We start from the raw sequence: 19,015 nt of genomic DNA, 5'->3' as shown, positions 1-19,015 counted from the left end.
GAGGTAGAGCGATGACAGTGCATTTCATTGGCGCAGGCCCCGGCGCCGCCGACCTGATCACGGTGCGCGGCCGCGACCTGATCGGCAAATGCCGGGTCTGCCTCTATGCCGGATCGATCGTTTCGCCGGAATTGCTGCAATATTGCCCGCCCGGCGCCCGCATCATCGACACGGCGCCGATGTCGCTGGACGAGATCGCGGCGGAATATCTGAAAGCGGCGGAAGCCGGCGAGGATGTCGCGCGCCTGCATTCCGGCGATCTCTCGGTCTGGAGCGCGGTCGCCGAGCAGATCCGCCGGCTTCAACAGCATGGCATCGACTATACGCTCACTCCCGGCGTTCCGGCTTTCGCGGCCGCGGCCTCGGCGCTCGGCCGTGAACTGACCATCCCGGCCGTCGCCCAAAGCCTGGTCCTGACGCGGGTTTCCGGCCGCGCCTCGCCGATGCCGAACAACGAGACACTGAAAAAATTCGGCGCGACAGGCGCGACGCTGGCGATCCATCTGGCCATTCACGCACTCAGCGAGGTCGTAGAAGACCTGACGCCGCTTTACGGAGCCGATTGCCCGGTTGCGATCGTCGTCAAGGCATCCTGGCCGGATGAGCGGATCGTTCGGGGCACGCTGGCCACGATCGAGGAAAAGGTGCGGGCCGAACCGATCGAACGCACCGCGCTGATCTTTGTCGGTCCATCGCTTGCCGCCAGCGATTTCCGTGAAAGCTCGCTCTACGACCCCACCTATCAGCGTCGGTTCCGCGGCCGTCAATAACGCCTGATACCGTTGCAAATCACGCTGAAATTTCCTCTAGTCAGCGCGGCAGGCCGCCAGACAACAGAGGATCAGGAAATGCAGCGCATTACCATCACCATCGATGACGATCTTCTGGAGACGATCGATACGATCAGCGCGCAACGCGGCTATGCCAGCCGCTCGGAAACCTTGCGTGATCTCGTTCGCGATGCCGTCACCCGCGCGCAGCCGACCATCGACGGCGAAGCCAGATGCTACGCGGCGCTCACCTATGTCTACGAACACGAAACCCGCGACCTGTCGCGGCGGTTGACGACCGCGCAGCACGATCATCACGACCTTTCAGTCTCGACCCTTCACGTTCATATCGATGGGCACGAGTGCCTCGAAGTTTCCGTGCTGAAGGGCAAGGCGGACGAGATAAAGACGTTTGCCGACAGCGTCGTGACGCAACGCGGCGTGCGCTTCGGGAACCTGCACATCATCCCATCGGACCATGATGCGGATCATCCCGAAACGCATTCGCACGATTGAGCCGGCGGGCAAGTTGCCCGCGGACTACCGGATCAATCAGAGCCGGCCCGCAATATAGGCCATGCTCTCCTTGAGAGCCGCAACCGGATCCTTCAAGGCATGCACGGCCGGAGCAAAGGGTTCGAAGGATGCCGGACCGGCATAACCGGCGGAAAGCAATGCCCGCAACTGGCCGACATTGTCGAGACGGTCTCCGGCATCGACGAGAACGCGATGCGGATCCCGCATGTCGGCAACCGAAACGCCGGCATCGCTGACGCCGGAAACATGCACGAGCCCGGTCAGATCCGGGAAGATCGCGGATTCGCCGGCGAGGTGATGGTGGAAGGTGTCATGCACCAGGCAGAACGTGGATTTCGCCCCGAGTTCCTCGATCGCCGCCGCCGCTTCGCTCTTCAGGCGCAGCGAGCAGATCTCGAAGCCGAGCGGCTCCACCAACCCCACGATACCGGCAGCCTCCAGCATCGGCTTCAGGGCCGAGAGCGCCTTGCGAAGATTGGCGCGGCGCGCCTCCGGCTCACGGCCGCTGCCGTCGTTGACCGGCACGAGAACGAGAGCCCTGGCGCCGCTGTCATGGGCGTAACGGATCAGCTCCGCCGCTTCCCGGGCGCGCTCGTCGTTCCATTCATTGAAGCGCTGCAGCGCATTGATGGAGATGATCGTCAGTCCGTAGCGCGCAGCAAGCTCCTTGACGCTGGTTGCCGGCGTGCCGTCCAGGATCGCGTTGCCGGCAAGATCGTTGCGAATCTCGACGCTGTCGACACCGAGCTCCTTTGCAGCGGCAAAGAACGATTCCAGGCTCAGGGACGGCGCGCACATATGATTGAGCGCGAAACGGATGGAACTCATGATAGGCACTCCTCCTCAAGGCGTCCGGCCGCAAAAGACATCTCGATCCGCCGCGCCTGCTTTGCGAAGGACTAGCGAGATTCATGGCCTTGTTCCATCGGCCTTAGACATCATTCCTGATAGATTTATCCCAGTTATGATGGAATTCCATCATAGGTGCTAGATGTTTTCCGAAACGAAGATTTCGAACGGCAGGAAGCTCTGGCCGGGTACCGCGGCCTCGCCATTGTCGATCGCCGCGATCATGAGGCCCATCAGCTCCTTGCAGAGCGCCGGCAACGGCGTGCCGATCGCCATGGCAACGACATCGTCGGCGAGCGCCGCCTTCGATTCCGGCGTCAGCTCGTTGACGACAACAATCAGCTTGCCGGCCAGCCGCTCCTCGCGGATAGCGGAAATCGCGCCCTCCATGCCACCGCCGCAGACGTAGAAACCGATAAGGTCGGGGTGCTTCTGAAGCAGATCGAGCGTCGCCTCATGCGTGATTTCCGGCGTGTCGAGATTGATAAGCGTATCGAGCACCTCGAAATCAGGCGCATTCTCGCGAAAATAGGAGCGAAAACCGATCTCGCGCAGCTCATGACCCAGAAAGCGATGACTGCCGACGAAGCAGGCGACCTTGCCGGGGCGACGGGCCGAACGCGCGATGATCCACGCCGCCGTGCGCCCGACTTTCCGGTTGTCGACGCCGATATAGCCCTGGCGCGCGGTGGTGGAGAAATCCGACAGCAGGGAAAAGACCGGAATGCCTTTTTCCTTCAACTCCTCGATCGCAGCCGTCACGGCCGGATAATCCGGCGCGACGAGCGCAACGGCCTGGCTGCGGGCGGCCATCGCCTTCAGTCTCTCGACGATGGCGGTCGGCGTCGAGGCTGGCACGAAATCCACATGCGCGTTGATCCGTGCCGTCGTCATCGCCTGCGCCGCGACCACCACCTCCTTGGCGAAAGCCTGGTAGAAGGCCTGAACCGGCTTCTGCAACACGAAACCCAATCGATATTGCGGCAGGTCTTCGAAGACACGCTGACGCAGGAGGCCGACGGCGTGATAGCCGATTTCCTGCGCCGCCTCATACACCCGTCTGGCCGTTTCTTCCCGAACGCGGTGACGTCCGTTCAGCACGCGATCGATCGTGGCGACGCTGACGCCGGATGCCTTGGCGAGATCGGATATGGTGGGGCGACGCATGGCTGCTCCTGAGATATGTCATCATTCATGACATCAGAGTTTGATGTGTTTTGATAGATTCCATCATTCCCGCATTGAGGCAAGCAAAAAGTCGATCTATCGTTTCCGGCATTGAGGCGCGGCGCTGTTGCGCATCGCGGGAGGCAGGGATGACGACGACAATCAAGCGTGACTACGATCTGCTCGGCGCAAGCGGCAGGCTGGCCGTGGAGACCGGACTTGCGGCTGCCGAATGGTATCATACCGATGTTCCGCGCAAGGACATGAAGGCGCTGATGCAGCGTTCCGACATGCCGGCGATCCGCGACACCATTCTCTGGCTCGGCACCATGGTGGTCTTTGCCGGGCTGGGTATCTATTTCTGGGGGTCGTGGATCTCTGTCCCCTTCTTCCTGGCTTACGGCGTGCTCTACGGCTCGGCCTCGGACAGCCGCTGGCATGAATGCGGTCACGGCACGGCGTTCAAGACGCGCTGGATGAACGATGCGGTCTACCAGATCGCCTGCTTCATGATCATGCGCAATCCGGTCACCTGGCGCTGGAGCCATGCGCGCCACCACACCGATACCGTCATCGTCGGCCGCGATCCGGAGATTGCCGTCATGCGGCCGCCGGATCTTTTGCGCCTCGTCCTGAATTTCTTCGGCATTCTCGATGCCTGGTATGCAATCGTCGATATGCTGCGCAACGCCGCCGGCGTCGTCAGCGCCGCGGAAAAGAGCTTCATCCCCGAAATGGAGCAGCCAAAGGCCATTCGCATCGCCCGCATCTGGCTTGCCATTTATGCCGTGACCATTGCGGCGGCGATCGCCATGGGCTCGATCCTGCCGTTGATGCTGATCGGCCTTCCCCGGCTCTATGGTGCCTGGCATCACGTCCTGACCGGCCTGCTGCAGCATGGCGGCCTCGCCGACAACGTCATCGATCACCGGCTGAACAGCCGCACCGTCATGATGAACCCTGTCAGCCGCTTCATCTACTGGAACATGAACTACCATGTCGAACACCACATGTTCCCGATGGTGCCCTATCACGCGCTGCCAAGGCTGCATGCGATGATCAAGCACGATCTGCCGGCCGCCAATCCGTCCATGTGGTCCGGCTATCGCGAAATGATACCGGCGTTCCTGCGGCAATTGCGCAACGAGGATTACTTCCTGAAGCGCGAGCTGCCGCCGACTGCCAGGCCTTATCGCGAGGAGTTCCACGGCGAGCTACCGGCCGCAGCCGCCCAGTAAGACTGAAATCGCAAAGGGAGGAAGACATGAACAACTGGATCGAAGTCTGCGCCGCTGACGCAATCGACGAAGAAGATGTGATCCGCTTCGATCACGACGGGAAAACCTTCGCCGTCTATCGCAGTCCCGAGGACGATTATTTTGCCACCGACGGCCTGTGCACGCACGAGAAGATCCATCTCGCCGACGGCCTCGTCATGGACAACATCATCGAATGTCCCAAGCACAATGGCCGCTTCGACTATCGCACGGGCGAAGCCAAGGGGGCTCCGGTCTGCGTCAATCTGCAGACCTATCCGATCAAGGTCGAAAACGGCACCGTTTTCATCGGGCTCTGAGGAGGCAAGCGTGGCTCATTTCGTCATCGTCGGCGCCGGAGAATGCGGCGCACGCGCAGCCTTTGCGCTTCGTGAAAAGGGATTTGACGGCGACATCACCCTGATCGGCAGCGAGCCGCTCGCGCCATACGAACGTCCCCCGCTTTCGAAGGGCGGGGCGGATGAGGCACCGGAGCCGAAATTCATCGCCACGCCGGAGCGTTACCGAGAACAATCGATCGACCTGAGGCTCGACGCGACGGTGACAGCGATCGATCCTTTCACAAAGACGATCGGGCTCGCGGACGGACAAACGCTCGGCTACGACAAGCTCCTGCTCGCGACCGGCGCCTCGGCACGCGGTTTTCCCGGTGCCCGCGGCGCATCCGGGCGCATCCGGGTGCTGCGCACCCATGCGGATGCGATGGCCTTGCATGCCGCTCTCCGCGCCGGGCAGCACATCGCCATCATCGGCGGCGGCTTCATCGGCCTGGAGCTGGCGGCAACGGCGCGTATGCGCGGCGCGGACGTCACCCTCATCGAAGGCCTGCCGCGGGTGTTGAAGCGCGGCGTGCCGGAGGCGATCGCCGAGGCCGTGACGGAACGTCATCGCCGGGAAGGCGTGGATATTCGTTGCAGCCAGGTAATCGAATCCGTTGAGGAACAGGCCGACAAGGCGATCGTTCGCCTCGCCGGCGGCAGCGTGATTTCCGCCGATCTGCTGCTCGTCGGCATCGGCGCCCTGCCGAATGTCGCGCTTGCTGCGGAAGTGGGTCTTGCGATCGACAACGGCATTGCCGTCAACGAACGGCTCGAGACCTCTGTTTCCGGCATCTATGCGGCGGGCGATTGCTGCTCCTTTCCGCTGGCACTTTATGGCGGACGGCGCGTTCGCCTGGAATCCTGGCGCAATGCGCAGGAACAGGCAAACCTGGCCGCCGCCAACATGCTGGGGGAAGACGCGGAAATATCCGCCGTCCCATGGTTCTGGTCGGACCAGTATGACCTGACATTGCAGATCGCCGGCCTGGCCGGCGAGGCGGTCACCCATGTACGGCGCGATCTTGGCGACGGAGCGTTCATCCTCTTCCACCTCGGCGCGGATGGACGGCTGCTCGCCGCCAGCGGTATCGGCCGCGGCAATGCCATCGCACGCGACATCCGCCTTGCCGAAATGCTGATCGCCGCCCGCGCCTGTCCGGATTGCGCCGCTCTGGCGGCAAATTCGGTCAAGCTGAAGTCGCTGCTCGCCGCATAAGATCGCTCCTAGACCTTGACGACGGGCGATGAAGCATAAATGTCTTCCTGTAACCGCAAACGGGGGAAGCAATGAAGATACTCGGCATATCTGGCAGCCTGCGCAAAGGCTCTTTCAACACCGCCCTGCTTCACGCCGCCGCCGAACTGGCGCCAAGCGGTGTCGAGCTGATTGCACGCACCATTCATGGCGTGCCGCTCTATAACGCAGACCTCGAGGCTGCGGAGGGCATTCCCGAAAAAGTACGCGAACTCAAGGATTTGGCCATCGCTGCCGATGGGCTGATCCTGTTTACGCCGGAATATAACAACTCGCTTCCCGGGGTGTTCAAGAACGCCATCGACTGGATGAGCCGGCCGTCCAGCGATATCGCCCAGGTCTTCGGCGCAAAGCCGATCGCCGTTCTCGGGGCTTCGCCCGGCAATTTCGGCACCATCCTCAGCCAGAACGCCTGGCTGACGGTGTTGCGCACGCTCGGGGCCGATCCATGGTTCGGCGGCCGGCTGATGGTGTCGCGCGCCGGCAGCGTCTTCGATGAAAATGGCCAGATGGTCGATGAAAAAGTGAAACACAATCTCACGGTTTTCATCGAAGGCTTCAGCGCCTTCGTCTCGGACCGCAAAAAGGGCTGACACGCCGCTCGCCGCTGGGCCGCAGGGCAAATATGAAGCCTATGATTGAACCGACGAATAGCCTAATGTGACTGCGGCGCCGGGTCCCGACGCCTCCGGGGCCCCGCACATCGTCTTCCTTCGAAAACCATGAAATCCAATAGTATCGGTTACGTCTTCACGCTGTTGGCCATCACCATATTCGCCATACAGGACGGCATATCCAAGCATCTCGTCAGCGCCTATCCGCCGCTTCTGGTGGCGATGATCCGTTATTGGGCTTTCATGCTGTTCGCCGTCGCGATGGCCTCGCGCGCGCCGGGCGGCCTGCGACGCAATGTCATTACCAAGCGCCCTGTCCTGCAGATAGCCCGCGGCCTGCTGCTGGCGGCACAGATCGTCGTCGCCATCTCATCCTTCGTCATCGTCGGACTGGCCCATTCGCAGGCGATTTTCTCCTCCGGCCCGCTCATGGTGGCGCTGCTTTCCATACCGATCCTCGGCGAGAAGGTCGGCTGGCGGCGATGGCTGGCGATCTGCTTCGGTTTCGTCGGCGTGCTGCTGATCCTGAAGCCCGAAAGCGGTGTTTTCGATGCACGCTTTCTGGTGCCGCTTTTCGGCGCACTGCTGTTTTCGCTCTACGTCGTCCTGACCCGCTACGTCAGCCGTGAGGACGGGGCCATGACCAGCTTTTTCTATACGGGCGTGGTGGGCGCCGTCGCCATGAGCTGCATCGGCCCCTTCTTCTGGACGCAGCTTGCGCCGCATGACTGGATCTTCATGGGCATTCTCTGCCTGACGGGCGTTTCAAGCCACTATTTCCTCATTCGCGCCTACGACATGCTCGACGCGGTGGTCATCCAGCCCCTGACCTATTTGCAGCTCGTGTTCTCCGCCATCATCGGCGTCACCATCTTCGGTGAAAAGCTGAGCGCGCCGATGATCCTGGGCGCGCTCATCGTCGTTGCGGCGGGCATATTCACGATCTGGCGTGAACATGCCCTGGCAAGAGCAAGGGTCAAGGCCGGCAGGACATAAACAGATTATGCATCCACCTGGGCACGCGGCTGCGCCTCCGTGTAGTAGCTCACATATTTCTGGCGATAACGCTCCGTTCCGCCAAAGTCGCTATAGCGCGGCAATTCCGACATGTCGGTCTTGTTGAGGATGACGCCAAGGATACGCGAATTGATCTGCGGCTCCTGCTCCAGGACATCACGAACAAGGTTAGTGGGGGTCGCGCCCCATTCCGTGACGAGCAGGAAGGCATCGACTTGCGGGGCAAAGGCCTTGGCATCGATGACCGGTCCCAGGGGCGCGAGATCGACGATGATATAGTCGAACATCTTGCGGGCATTTTCCATGAGGTGTTGCATGCCCTGCGACGACAAGAGCTCGCTGGTGTGCAGCAGCTGATCGCGCACGACCACTGGCAGGATGGCGAGTTTGGTGCGCGGATCGACCTTCACGGCATTGGTCCATGGAACTTCACCGAGCACGACCTCGATCAAGCCGGCCTGCGGCGGCGACTTCAGCGTACGGCTGAGGCCCGGATTGCGCAAGTCGGCATCGATGAGCAGCGTGCGCTTGCCGCTGCTGGCGAGCAGTGCGGCAAAATTGGCTGCCGTCGTCGACTTGCCCTCGCCCGGCAGTGCCGAGACGACGCCGATCACGCGATCGGCGCGACCTTGCAGCATGACGTCGCTGGCAAGCTTGGCGTTCCTCAATGTCTCGGCGAAGATCGAACGCGGCGCCTCGACCGAAATGCGCATCATGCGCTCGAACGCGACACCATTCTCGGCCTCCCCCGCCGTTGCCGGTTCGGCTCCGGCATTGGCCTTGCGGGCCTTCTTCCTGGTCTTGCCCTGCTGGCCGAGCAGGGGCAGATAACCGAGGAATTTCAGCCCGAGCGCCGAGCGCACGTCGGCCTCGACGCGGAAAAAGCGGTCTCGGAATTCCTGGAAGGCGGCCAGGCCGGCACCGGCCATCAGGCCGAGGATCACGGAAAGCGCCATCACGAGCGTCTTCTTCGGGCTCGACGGCGCGGTCGGCACGCCGGCAACCGAGATGACGCGCGCCTTGGCGATCGGGAAGGAACGCTGCTGCGTCGCCTCCTCGAAGCGGCCGAGATAGGATTCATAGAGCGTCTTCAGGGCCGTCGCCTTCTGGTTCAGCTCATTCAGGTGAACCAGCGACTTGTTGGCTTCGGAATTCTTGCCGACGACCTTGTCGATGCTCTCGCGCAGCGATTCCGCCCGCGATTGCGCAACGTCAAGCTCGTTCTTGTAGCTGGCGGTAAGCTGCTGAAGCTCCTGGTAGATCTGCCGCGTGATGTCCTGGCGTTCTGCGCGAAGCGCGACGGCCTGCGGATGGTCGGCGCCAAAATTCTGTGTGACATCCTGCTCGCGCTTCTCGACGGCGAGATAACGCGTCTTCAGATCCTGCAGTACCGAGTTGTCGGTCTGGCTCGACGAGATGGTGGCGTTCCTGACGGCGTTGTCCGGACCTTGGTCGATGATCGATTTATACTGGTTGTAGCGCGCGGATGCGCTCGCCGTATCGGCCTGGGCGATGATCAGCTGCTTGTTCAAATCGGAAATCTGCTGCTCCGACATCAGCTCGCCGCCGGTCGAGGTCAGCCCATTGTCGGCCTTGTACTTCTCGACTTCGAGCGACGCTTCCTGCGCACGCTGGCGCAGGTCGTTCAAGCGCTCCTGCAGCCAGACGGAGGCGCGCTCGGTCGCGTCGAAATTGGCGTTCAGCTGGTCGGTCAGATAGGCGTCGGCATAGGCGCGCGTGACCTTGGCGGCCAACAGCTTGTCGGTCGAGCTGAAGGACACGGCAACGACCGAGCTTCGCGTGACCCGCTCGACCTTGAGACCGTCCTGCAGGACGGCCGCTACCTTCTGCCGCTGTGCTTCACGCTGCTCTTCCGGCGTCATCGGCGGGCGTCCAGGCGTAAAGATGCTGGCGATCAGGCCGGCACCGGACTTGAGCAGGGCTGCCGGCGACTGCGGGGGATTAAGGAGCTTGGCGTTGTCGGAAAGGCCGGCCTGATCGACAACACGCAAGGCCATCTCGTTCGATTTCAGGATTTCGACGGCGCTGGCGATCTCCATGTCCGCCTGTTGGCTGCTGGCGGCGGGCGGCTGATCCTCAGCATATTTCGTCATGCTTTCATCGAGCAGGATCTGCGTCATCGACGTATAGCTCGACGTGGCGGTCAGCAGATAGGCGACGGCCAGAATGACAAAAGCGGCAACGGCGAAAATGATGGTACGGATGCGACGGACCACGACGGCCATCAGCCGATCGAGATCGATAAAGCTATCCTGCGACTCCGCTTGCGGAAGAGCGCTCTGGAAAGTGAAGTTCTTTTGATGCATGGCGACCACCTTGTCGGAGAAGCCTGAATGAACAATAGCCATGGCCTGCGGCCTTCCCGGCCGCAGGCCATGATGTGAACAGGCTTAAGCGGCGGTCATCTGCGCTTCGTGCGAGACGACCAGATTGCGGATCGAGTCATAGACCAGGCCGCCGATATCGGCGCGGGCGAGCGCGAAGGCCACGTTTGCTTCGATGAAGCCGTGCTTGGACCCGCAGTCGAACGTGCGTCCGTTATAGACCTGGGCATGGAACGATTGCGTCTCGGAAAGACGCAGCATGCCGTCGGTCAGCTGGATCTCGTTGCCGGCGCCGCGCTCCTGGCGGGCCAGAATATCGAAGATCTCAGGCTGCAGAATATAGCGGCCATTGAGGTAAAAGTTTGAAGGCGCCTCCGACGGATGCGGCTTTTCGACCATTTTGGTTACGGCAAAGCCATGACGTACCGCCGAGCCCTTGCCGATGATGCCGTATTTCGACGTCTCTTCCGGAGCGCACTCCTCGACCGCGACGATATTGCCGCCGACCTCATTATAGAGATCCATCAGGCCGGCCATGCAGCCGCGCATGCCGTAGCAGAGCATATCGGGCAAAAGCAGCGCGAAGGGTTCGTTACCGATCAGATCGCGGGCACACCAAACGGCGTGGCCGAGACCGAGCGGAGCCTGCTGCCGGGTGAAACTGACCGAACCCGGCCGGGGCAGAAGGCGTTCCAGCTCGCTGACCTGATGGCTCTTGCCAGCGCGCTGCAGCGAGGAAATCAGCTCCGGCGTATCGTCGAAGTGATCTTCGATCGCCGACTTGTTGCGGCTGGTGACGAAGACGATATGCTCGATGCCGGCTTCGATGGCTTCATCGACGGCATATTGCACGACCGGACGATCGACGATCGTCAGCATCTCCTTCGGCATGGCCTTTGTGGCGGGCAGGAAACGTGTTCCGTTGCCGGCAACCGGAATGACTGCTTTTCTCACACGATGCTTGGGGTCCATGGCTCTATCCTTTGTTAGAGTGAGGGCCTGCGCTCATATTTGGCAGGGGCGAGGAGAGTTGAGAGGTCGGCGCCGGCTGGCGATTGCCCCACAGGGCAGTGGCAAGGCGACGAAAGCGGGCAGCAACCGGCATGCTGAGATGGCGCACCGCCCGCGGGTTGAGGCAGGCGATCTTCAGCATGGTCTGCAGTTCGCGCTCCTTGATGCTATCGACCAGCTTCAGGAATGCAATGACCTCTTTCAGGTTGCGCGTGCGCCGCCTTTGCGCGGCAAGGGCCGCGGCGCCGAAGGGATGTTCGGCGAAAAATTTGGCATCGGCCGCGATCATCGCCTCGACGTGCTCTTTCTTGAGAACCCTCGAGATCGATCCTTCGCGAATGTAATAAAGATAGCCTACGCTTGGCTCGACAACGCAGATACCGCCTCGGGCGAGTGCCGACGCCAGAAAAATATAGTCCTCACCGATCCGCAATGCCTCGTCGAAGCGCAGATGGTGCTTCTCGATGAAGGCGCGCTCGAAGACCGGCTTCATGTAGCCGAAATTGTGCTCCGATTGGAAAATCATGTTCGAGGCGATGAATTTGGCCAGCGAGAGCAGCGGCATGCGCGCCAACATCGGCTCGGGGAACATCGGCAGCATGGTCCCGACATCCTCGCGAATGACGTCGAGATTATCGACCGCGATCTGCGCATCGGCTTTTTCCGCTCGGGCGATCAGACGCGCCATTCGGTCCGGGCGCAGGGCGTCGTCGGAATCGAGCACGGCAACCCAGCGGCCGCGGGCCGCATCAAGCCCGGCGTTGCGGGCCGCCCCCGGCCCGCCATTGCGGGCCATGGCGACGAGACGCACGCGCGGATCGGGATGATTGCCGGCAATGTCGCGCGTACCGTCCGTCGAGCAATCGTCGATGACGATCACTTCCATGCTGACGGCGCCTTGCGCCAGCGCGCTGTCGATGGCGCGAGCGAGCGTCTCCTGCGCATTGTAGGCAGCGATGACGAAACTGACATCGGGGATGAAATCCGTCATTGCGGTGCTTTCTCCAGACTTCCGTATTGCTCGATTTCGCGAACTCCGAAGAGACCGCTGACAACGCCGGCATGCATGATGCCGCGCAAGCCATAGCGATGCCGCTTGATCGGAGACGCGAAGAGCAGCGCCGCTGCAACAAAACAGAAGGCGGATTTGGTGGCTGCGAGCGCAATCGCGCGCCAGCGTCCGAGCCCGCTCGCGGCCTCCAGCAGCATGCGGCCGTGTGTCTGACCCATGCGATACCGGCGCTTCGAGAGCCAGGACACCGACGCCCGCCCGTTGGGAACGGGTTCGTAGACCAGCGCGTCCTCGGCATAGGCGATCCTGCCGCCCGCCTTGTGCATGTGGGTGAAAAATTCGGTATCCTCGCCGCCGCTGCGGCCAAGAGCGATATTGAAGCGCCGACCGGCAAGCGAAGGCGCAGCTCGACGCAGCAACACGTTGCAGGTGTAGCCGGTCAGAATTTCGCCCGCGACCCAGACGGGCAAGGTCGAGTGAAAATCGCCACGCTGCATCCAGGCCGGAGCGACATTTGCATAGACCGCCTGGACCGGGCCGAGGACGGCATCGGCGCCGGTCGTATCGGCCATGACGAGCATTTCCGTCAGCCAGTCTTCCGAAGCCGTCTCGTCGTCGTCGATGAAAGCAAGGAAATCGCCACTTGCATGATCGAGGCAGGCATTGCGGGCAATCGAGATGTTCGACGCCGGGCAATGGACATAGAGGATTTCGAAAGGCACGGCCGAACGCATGGCGTCGACACGGCTCCGGGCGCTCGGTGTCACATCATTGTCCGCAACGATGATCCGGACCACAGCGCCCGTGGGAACGCTGAGCACGGCAAGCGACAGCAACGTCTGATCGAGCTCCGCCCGCCGGTAGGTGCAGACCGCTATGTCGATCCTTATGGGGCGTCGATGGACTTGTGTCATGACGCGATCCTGCGGTTGCGGAAGCTGAAGACCTCCATCCAGAACCCCATCGACCAGGCGAAATGCATGACCATGGCGGAGATGGCGGCCAGCGGCCCATAGGGGTTCTTCTGGCCAAGCGCGATCCAGAAGCCGTAGGCGATGCACGCCACGGCCCAGAGGCCGACCGGAATAACCGCAATCCAGTTAAGGATGGCGAGAAACGCGCCGATGAAGATCGGCACGACCGCGAGCGGCAGCATCTGGCGCAGGCTCGGCATGCTGCGGTGCTTGAGAATGTTGCGGGCGCGACCGCGGCCGTAGCCGAGATATTGCTTGAAGAGCGTCGGAATGCTGGCACGCGGATAATAGGTCATGGCCGTCTTGTCCGTGAGCCAGATCCGATACCCCGCCTTGTTGAGCCGGAAATCCAGCTCCGCATCCTCGTTGTGGCTGAAAGTCTCGTCATAGCCATCGACCGCGCGGAAGGCTGCGACACGCATCAACGCATGATGCCCATGTTCGGCCCAATGGCCCTTGGCGCCTTCGCGATGTTTCGAGCCGCCATTGCCCAGCTTGGAGTTCTGCGCCACGGCCGTCGCCTTCTGGAAAGCGCTGAAGCCCATGGTGCGCATGGCAACGACAACGGAATCGGCTCCGGTCGCGCCGGCTTCCTGAACCAGCGTCTGGCAATAGTCGTCCGGATATTCACCATGCGCATCGATGCGAATGAAGTAGTCGTAGTCATCGCCAAAGGTTTCTATGGCGAGATTGATCGCGGCACTTTGCAGGCGCTTCGGATTGTCGAGCAGAAGAACGCGCGGATCGCTGGCTGCGATATCTCTCACGATCTCGCGCGTGCGATCGGTGCTGCCGCCATCAGCCACCACGATCCTTGCGTCGAGCTCATCGAGAGCCTGACCGAGCTTGCCGATCAGCGGCTCGATGTGCTTTTCCTCGTTGAGGCAAGGAATAACGATTATGCAGCGCATATCCCCTGAACGTCCGTTCGTCATTGCAATCCACCTCTATTGCGATGCAGTTGTGGGAGGGCCTGTACTTCGGTGATCTGCTCGTTGGCGCGCGTCAGCGACGCCAGCCGTTGCACCAATCCATGGCAGTCGGCCCGATCGATCATCCACTGCTTGCGATCCTGAGAGGCGACGGCCTCGAAAGCGGCGAGATAACGCTGCTCGTCCATCTCGCCCAGCAGTGCGGCCAGATGCGTGGCATCGGCCGTATCGAGCATAAGCCCGATCCTTCGGCTGGCCAGAAACCGCGCCGTCTCGGTGCCATCGATCGCGATCGGTACGGCGCCATGGAGGCCGCCCTCATAGAGGCGGTTCGGCAGCAGCCAGCGCGAATTCAACCCTTCTTCGAAGAAGTCGATCGCCCAGGAGAACTGGACGTCGTTGTAGATCCCCGCAAGATCCTCGGGATTCTTGTAGGGGCCGGCAAAATGAATGAAGGGCGCATCGCGCACGACGCGGTCAAAGTCATCGAATTGCGAATAGGCCGGACGGCCCCGCAGTACGATCTCGAAACGACCTCCCATCCGGCGGGAGAAATCGTCGAGCAAAGCCAGCGACTTGCGGCAGCGAAGCGCGCCGAACCAGCCGATCTTCCACGGTTCGCCTGCAGCCGGCGGCCGCGCGACCGGGGCAACGATGCTGGCCGCGGGCTCAAGCGCAAGGACCTTGTTTTCAAGCAGCATGATCGGCAGCTCCAGGCCGGAGCGCGGACGGAAGTAACGCTCCACGAAGGCCGGCGAGCTGGTCATCAACAGGGATGCCTGCGAGCCGAAATGGCGTTCCGCAGCACGCAGCGCGCCGCCCACCATGTCGTCCCGCAACAGCAGCCGATGGATATCGAGGCATTCGTAGACGACCGGCATATCGCCGCCGAATATGGATTTGGCGCGATTGGCCAGCACCAGCATTTCCAGATTGCGCCCGATGATGACATCCGGCCTTGCAACCGACTGCAACGCGCCGCGCAATTTTACCGCCGACCGGGTCACGGCGGCCACACGCTGGGCGAACTGGGCGTCCCGCGTCCTGCCAAGCTCGATCGGCTCGATGCCGTCAATGGCGGCAAGCGCGTTGTCGTCGCGCCGGAAACCCGCCAGCGTCACGCGCGCGCCGCCGGCCTGCAGCATCAGAACCCGCCGGCGCACGGCGGGATCCGCAAGATCGTGAACGAAGTAAAGGATATGCAGCATCAAGATTTTCGCTTCCGCGCCCGGCCCGAACCGGGTGCTCCGTGTGGTTGGTGTTGCATCGTGGCATTGCAGCCGATCGCACGGGACGCCGCGCGATCGGCCGGGTTCAGTCGATCTTGCAGGTGATCGATTCCGGAAACAGGCACTTCTCGCCTGCCGCGGTGAAGGCGACGCGCTTGATCTGCATGGTCGCAGGCTCGCCGCCATAGGCGAACTTGCCCATCCAGCCGCTCAGCGTATCGGTGCCCCACAGGCTGAAGAAGATCTTCTGCGCATTCGTCGGTATTTTTGAGGGATCCGTTACGTCCTGGACGAGCTTGCCGTTCACATAGTAGCGCAGGCGATCCTTTTCCCAGACGAAGGCGTAATCGTTGAAACCCTGGTCGGCACCGCCGGCAACCGGCGCCAATTTCTCATTGCCGCCCTTGGCTGAGATATATTGGTTGACCTGGACCTGGCCGGAATTCTTGCCGAGCACCTCGAAATCGATTTCGTCATGCGGCTTTTTGTCGGCCGGACCGATATAGGTGAAGAATGCGGAATTCAGGCCGGGACCCGTGGCTGTGCGATAGCGCGCCTCATAGGTGCCGTAGCCATACCGCTTCGTCGTCTGGATCTCGCCGCAGGCGTAGTTACGCTCACCTGCCTTGGACTGGATAAACTGCAGCTGCAGCATTCCGTCCTCGATGCTCACCTGCTTCTTCGACCAGGTGCAATTCTGGTGCGGCCCGTTGTTCCAGCCGTCGGAGACATACCAGCGGCCGGTGTCCAGCCGCGCGAAATTGTCGACGAAGGATCCGCCCGTCGATTGATTGTCCTGCGCGGACGCGGCCTGCGGCAGCAAGAATGCGCCCAAAAGAGCGATTGAGACAAGGGCAAGTCTCGATATGCAGTTTTTCGATGTCGTCATGGCATCACCTTTGCTCGGATCGCGCATGCCGATCTTCGGCGGCGCGGTTCTGGGCAGCTTGGACTTCGGCCAGCGGGCGCGTCCGGCTGCCGGTCAGCAGGTTGTAGAGGCTCGGCATGGCGTAGCGCGCCATGCCATTCGTCAGAGGCAGCAGCAGCAAGGCAAGCGCCGCCGCCAGGAGATAGAAAACCGGATAAAGATCGCTGCCGCCGCGGTTCCAGAGAACCCAGAGACAGAAAAGCAACGGATAGTGGGCGCAGAAGATCCAGAAGCTCAGGCCGCCGGTTCCCGCCAGCCTCTGTCCGAAACGGCTGCGGATGAAGATTGCCGACAAGGCCCAGAAGCCGGGAATGCCGACAATCACCATCAGGTTGCGGCAAACCTCGAGCCACAAGGGCAAACCGGGGCCGGTGATATAGGCGGCCGTTGCCAGAAGCGCCGCAAGCAGGATGAAGGCAGGCCCGATCAAGGCAGCATAGCGATCCATGATCGTGACATCGATACGATAGAGCCTGAGGTAGATGCCGAAGCTGAAGCTGAAAAGAATCGAATTGCGCAGCACGAGGCCGATCGATATCGGCCAGGCAGCAAGCAGAAGCAGAAAGGCCAAGGTCAAGAACGGTGCGCGACGGATCAGAACGGCAAGAAGCGGTGACAGCAGAATACAGACGAAGAGATCCCGCAGGAAGTAAAGCGGTAGATTGACCGGAGTTCCGTCGATCGCGAATAGAAGTGTCGAGAGCGTATGGGGAGTAGCTTCCGAGAGATCCGGCAAATATCCATCGCCGATCCCATAGTACTGGAGGAGCAATACGAACAGGAAGAACGCGCTGTTCCACAGCAGGAACGGCAGAATGATTGTCTTTGTCTTTCTACGAATGGTCTTGCCATAATCCAGAGATGCCGTGTCCTGGCGAAACAGCAGATAACCTGAAATCGCACTCAGGCAGGGAACGCCGACGCGAAACAGGCTGTCGCGAAGGAACACTCTCAGCCAATCGAAAAGCCCGTAGGTGCCGTTGAACGGGCTGGTATGCGTATCGAACGGTATGTGGACAAAGATGATGCCCGAGATAAGCACGATACGCATGAGGTTTATCCGCGAAGACACGTTGGCAGTCATATTCACGATGTCTGTCACCCCTTCTTCGGGCTGCATCCCCCCTCGCAGCCATTTCAAACAGAGCACAGCAGAGCTCGCAGACGTAACCTAGGGCGCTCTTCGGAAAGGGAATATGGCACCGCAGCAAAAATGAGCGAAAAGTGATATGGTGACGGAGACCGAAAACATCGTTTCCCGGCCGTCAGCGATAGAAAAATCGATTTAGATCGATGAAAAGCGTTGCCGTGATAGGAACTTAGGCGTCGCTCGATATTTGCATGCGGGCGCTGGACGACGCATCCGGGACGCTGTTATTTTTCTGCTGGAAGGTGAAGATTTTTTGCAGCGCAGCAGATTTTGGCGCGCGAAGCTTGACCAAAATGCGACAGGCATTCAATCGCTATAAGAAAATCAATTCGCCCCGCTCCTCCCATGGCTGTACTCCCCGCGATCCCGAGCGGCCATGCGTCATAAAAGTGCACAGACGCGGAATTCGACGATCCCCGCCTTGCATGGATGAACTTCGATAAAATCTCATTCCCGACATTGCTCCGCATCGAATGGACGCTACCTGTTGGCGTCACGGCGCGATCCGCCAGCGGATACGCAGCCGGGGAGTGGTGGCTCGCGCCGCTGCAATACTGATGGTCGCGTTCCCAGGAAATGAGAACGCAAGCTCTTGAATCGAAAAACGTAAAGGCGGGAAAATGGCGTCTATCACGATTGTTATTCCCTTCTATCAGAAGCATACGGGCGTTCTGCAGCGTGCATTGACGTCGATAGCCCGGCAGACGTTTCAGGATTTCGATGTACTCATCATCGACGATGAATCGCCGCTTCCGGCGGAAAACGAACTGCAATCGCTGAGCAGCGAGGAAAGAAGGCGCATCCGGGTGATCCGCCAGACCAATGCAGGCCCGGGAGGGGCGCGCAACACCGGCCTTGAAAGCGTACCGGCCGACAGCCGGTTCGTGGCATTTCTGGACTCGGATGACGAATGGGCACCGGAGCATCTGAGCAATGCATTCGGAACACTCACCCACCATCATGCCGATTGCTATTGGGACTCCATCGAGGGCGGCGATGAGTTCCATTATCATTTCAGCATCGCTGAACTTGGCAAATCCGCCGATACGGTCCGGCTTTCGGATAGGCCCGCGGTCATCGAAATCCCGAATGTCGCCAGCGTCATGCTGAAGGACTGGAGCTTCCTGCATATGTCCTGCATGGTGATCGGGAGATCTCTTTTCGAGAAAGTCCGTTTCGAGCCGACATTGCGGCTGGCGGCCGAGGATATCCTCTTTTTCTGCGATTGCATCCTGGCGGCCAAGCGTGTGGTGTTATGTGAAAACGTGGGTGCGCTACGCGGCGAGGGCGTGAACATCTTTCACAGCATCGACAATGATTCACCCCAGTTTCTGCGTCAGCAATTCAACACATGGACCGCGCTGAACACACTGGAGCAGAGATTCTCGCGCCGGCCGCAGGATGTCGAAGCCATTCGCGGCTACAAGAACCGCGCCCGCCGGCAGGCGCTCTGGAGCCAGGCGCGACAGATGCGGCAACGGCGCCTGCCGCAATTCGGATTGCTGGCGAAATGGGCGCTGCGCGACCCCGCCATCTTACAAAGCGCCATGCGCCTTGCCGTGGGTAAACTCGCGCCCTAGATTTTGCACCGCAGCATAGACTGCGCATGCCGCACCCAAGAGCCACGG

The 19,015-nt window shown here is 61.0% G+C and carries 18 protein-coding genes; 8 read left to right on the top strand and 10 right to left on the bottom strand.

From position 1 onward, the window contains the following. Positions 1-11 precede the first annotated feature (11 nt). Entirely contained in the window at positions 12-770 is a 759-nt protein-coding gene (gene cobM, locus GR212_RS24190; protein WP_163990301.1) for a precorrin-4 C(11)-methyltransferase, read from the top strand. A 78-nt stretch (positions 771-848) separates the two neighbouring features. Beyond that, positions 849-1,286, top strand: a complete 438-nt coding sequence (gene nikR, locus GR212_RS24185; RefSeq protein ID WP_163990299.1) for a nickel-responsive transcriptional regulator NikR — start codon at positions 849-851, stop codon at positions 1,284-1,286. A 36-nt stretch (positions 1,287-1,322) separates the two neighbouring features. On the opposite strand, the gene GR212_RS24180 is transcribed toward nikR, so the two are convergent. Next, the gene (locus GR212_RS24180; RefSeq protein WP_163990297.1) at positions 1,323-2,135 is read right to left on the bottom strand and encodes a TIM barrel protein; all 813 of its coding nucleotides are present in this window, start codon (positions 2,133-2,135) and stop codon (positions 1,323-1,325) included. Positions 2,136-2,294: 159 nt separating this feature from the next. Continuing rightward, positions 2,295-3,323, bottom strand: coding sequence for a LacI family DNA-binding transcriptional regulator (locus GR212_RS24175; RefSeq protein ID WP_163990294.1), 1,029 nt, complete (start codon positions 3,321-3,323; stop codon positions 2,295-2,297). Positions 3,324-3,472: 149 nt separating this feature from the next. Between GR212_RS24175 and GR212_RS24170 the strand changes: the two genes are divergently transcribed. The 5 genes from GR212_RS24170 (at position 3,473) to GR212_RS24150 (ending at position 7,785) form a co-directional block, all read left to right on the top strand. Then, on the top strand, positions 3,473-4,561 hold the full coding sequence (locus tag GR212_RS24170) for a fatty acid desaturase family protein (protein WP_163990292.1): 1,089 nt from the start codon (positions 3,473-3,475) through the stop codon (positions 4,559-4,561). Between the two features lie 26 nt (positions 4,562-4,587). Continuing rightward, positions 4,588-4,899, top strand: a complete 312-nt coding sequence (locus GR212_RS24165; protein ID WP_163990290.1) for a MocE family 2Fe-2S type ferredoxin — start codon at positions 4,588-4,590, stop codon at positions 4,897-4,899. Positions 4,900-4,909: 10 nt separating this feature from the next. Continuing rightward, positions 4,910-6,136, top strand: a complete 1,227-nt coding sequence (locus GR212_RS24160) for an FAD-dependent oxidoreductase (protein ID WP_163990288.1) — start codon at positions 4,910-4,912, stop codon at positions 6,134-6,136. Between the two features lie 71 nt (positions 6,137-6,207). Further along, complete coding sequence (locus tag GR212_RS24155) at positions 6,208-6,768, top strand: NADPH-dependent FMN reductase (protein ID WP_163990286.1); 561 nt, start codon at positions 6,208-6,210, stop codon at positions 6,766-6,768. 129 nt (positions 6,769-6,897) lie between these two features. Next, the gene (locus GR212_RS24150; protein WP_163990284.1) at positions 6,898-7,785 is read left to right on the top strand and encodes a DMT family transporter; all 888 of its coding nucleotides are present in this window, start codon (positions 6,898-6,900) and stop codon (positions 7,783-7,785) included. Between the two features lie 5 nt (positions 7,786-7,790). On the opposite strand, the gene GR212_RS24145 is transcribed toward GR212_RS24150, so the two are convergent. From GR212_RS24145 to GR212_RS24110, 8 genes are all read right to left on the bottom strand, one after another. Continuing rightward, a complete protein-coding gene (locus GR212_RS24145; RefSeq protein WP_163990515.1) occupies positions 7,791-10,133 on the bottom strand; it encodes a polysaccharide biosynthesis tyrosine autokinase in 2,343 nt (780 codons plus the stop codon). 84 nt (positions 10,134-10,217) lie between these two features. Next, the gene (locus GR212_RS24140; RefSeq protein ID WP_163990282.1) at positions 10,218-11,123 is read right to left on the bottom strand and encodes a UTP--glucose-1-phosphate uridylyltransferase; all 906 of its coding nucleotides are present in this window, start codon (positions 11,121-11,123) and stop codon (positions 10,218-10,220) included. A 4-nt stretch (positions 11,124-11,127) separates the two neighbouring features. Further along, the gene (locus tag GR212_RS24135) at positions 11,128-12,153 is read right to left on the bottom strand and encodes a glycosyltransferase family 2 protein (RefSeq protein WP_163990280.1); all 1,026 of its coding nucleotides are present in this window, start codon (positions 12,151-12,153) and stop codon (positions 11,128-11,130) included. After that, the gene (locus tag GR212_RS24130) at positions 12,150-13,088 is read right to left on the bottom strand and encodes a glycosyltransferase (protein ID WP_163990278.1); all 939 of its coding nucleotides are present in this window, start codon (positions 13,086-13,088) and stop codon (positions 12,150-12,152) included. Before GR212_RS24130 ends, GR212_RS24135 begins: the two co-directional genes overlap by 4 nt. Next, positions 13,085-14,083 (bottom strand): glycosyltransferase family 2 protein, encoded by a 999-nt coding sequence (locus tag GR212_RS24125; protein WP_163990276.1) that lies wholly within the window; start codon positions 14,081-14,083, stop codon positions 13,085-13,087. The genes GR212_RS24130 and GR212_RS24125 overlap by 4 nt, the downstream gene beginning before the upstream one ends. Continuing rightward, the gene (locus tag GR212_RS24120; protein WP_163990274.1) at positions 14,080-15,288 is read right to left on the bottom strand and encodes a glycosyl transferase family 1; all 1,209 of its coding nucleotides are present in this window, start codon (positions 15,286-15,288) and stop codon (positions 14,080-14,082) included. The genes GR212_RS24125 and GR212_RS24120 overlap by 4 nt, the downstream gene beginning before the upstream one ends. A 106-nt stretch (positions 15,289-15,394) precedes the next feature. Further along, complete coding sequence (locus GR212_RS24115; protein ID WP_163990272.1) at positions 15,395-16,198, bottom strand: glycoside hydrolase family 16 protein; 804 nt, start codon at positions 16,196-16,198, stop codon at positions 15,395-15,397. A 4-nt stretch (positions 16,199-16,202) separates the two neighbouring features. Beyond that, a complete protein-coding gene (locus GR212_RS24110) occupies positions 16,203-17,288 on the bottom strand; it encodes an acyltransferase family protein (protein ID WP_246725929.1) in 1,086 nt (361 codons plus the stop codon). 719 nt (positions 17,289-18,007) lie between these two features. On the opposite strand from GR212_RS24110, the gene GR212_RS24105 reads away from it, so the two are divergent. Next, entirely contained in the window at positions 18,008-18,967 is a 960-nt protein-coding gene (locus GR212_RS24105) for a glycosyltransferase family 2 protein (protein ID WP_163990270.1), read from the top strand. Positions 18,968-19,015: the final 48 nt, after the last annotated feature.

Origin of the sequence: Martinezella lusitana (assembly GCF_010668395.1) — a bacterium.
In the GTDB taxonomy this organism is placed as follows: domain Bacteria; phylum Pseudomonadota; class Alphaproteobacteria; order Rhizobiales; family Rhizobiaceae; genus Rhizobium; species Rhizobium lusitanum_A.
Note: the sequence above shows the minus strand (reverse complement) of the source record. Positions and strands in the feature narration are given on the sequence as shown.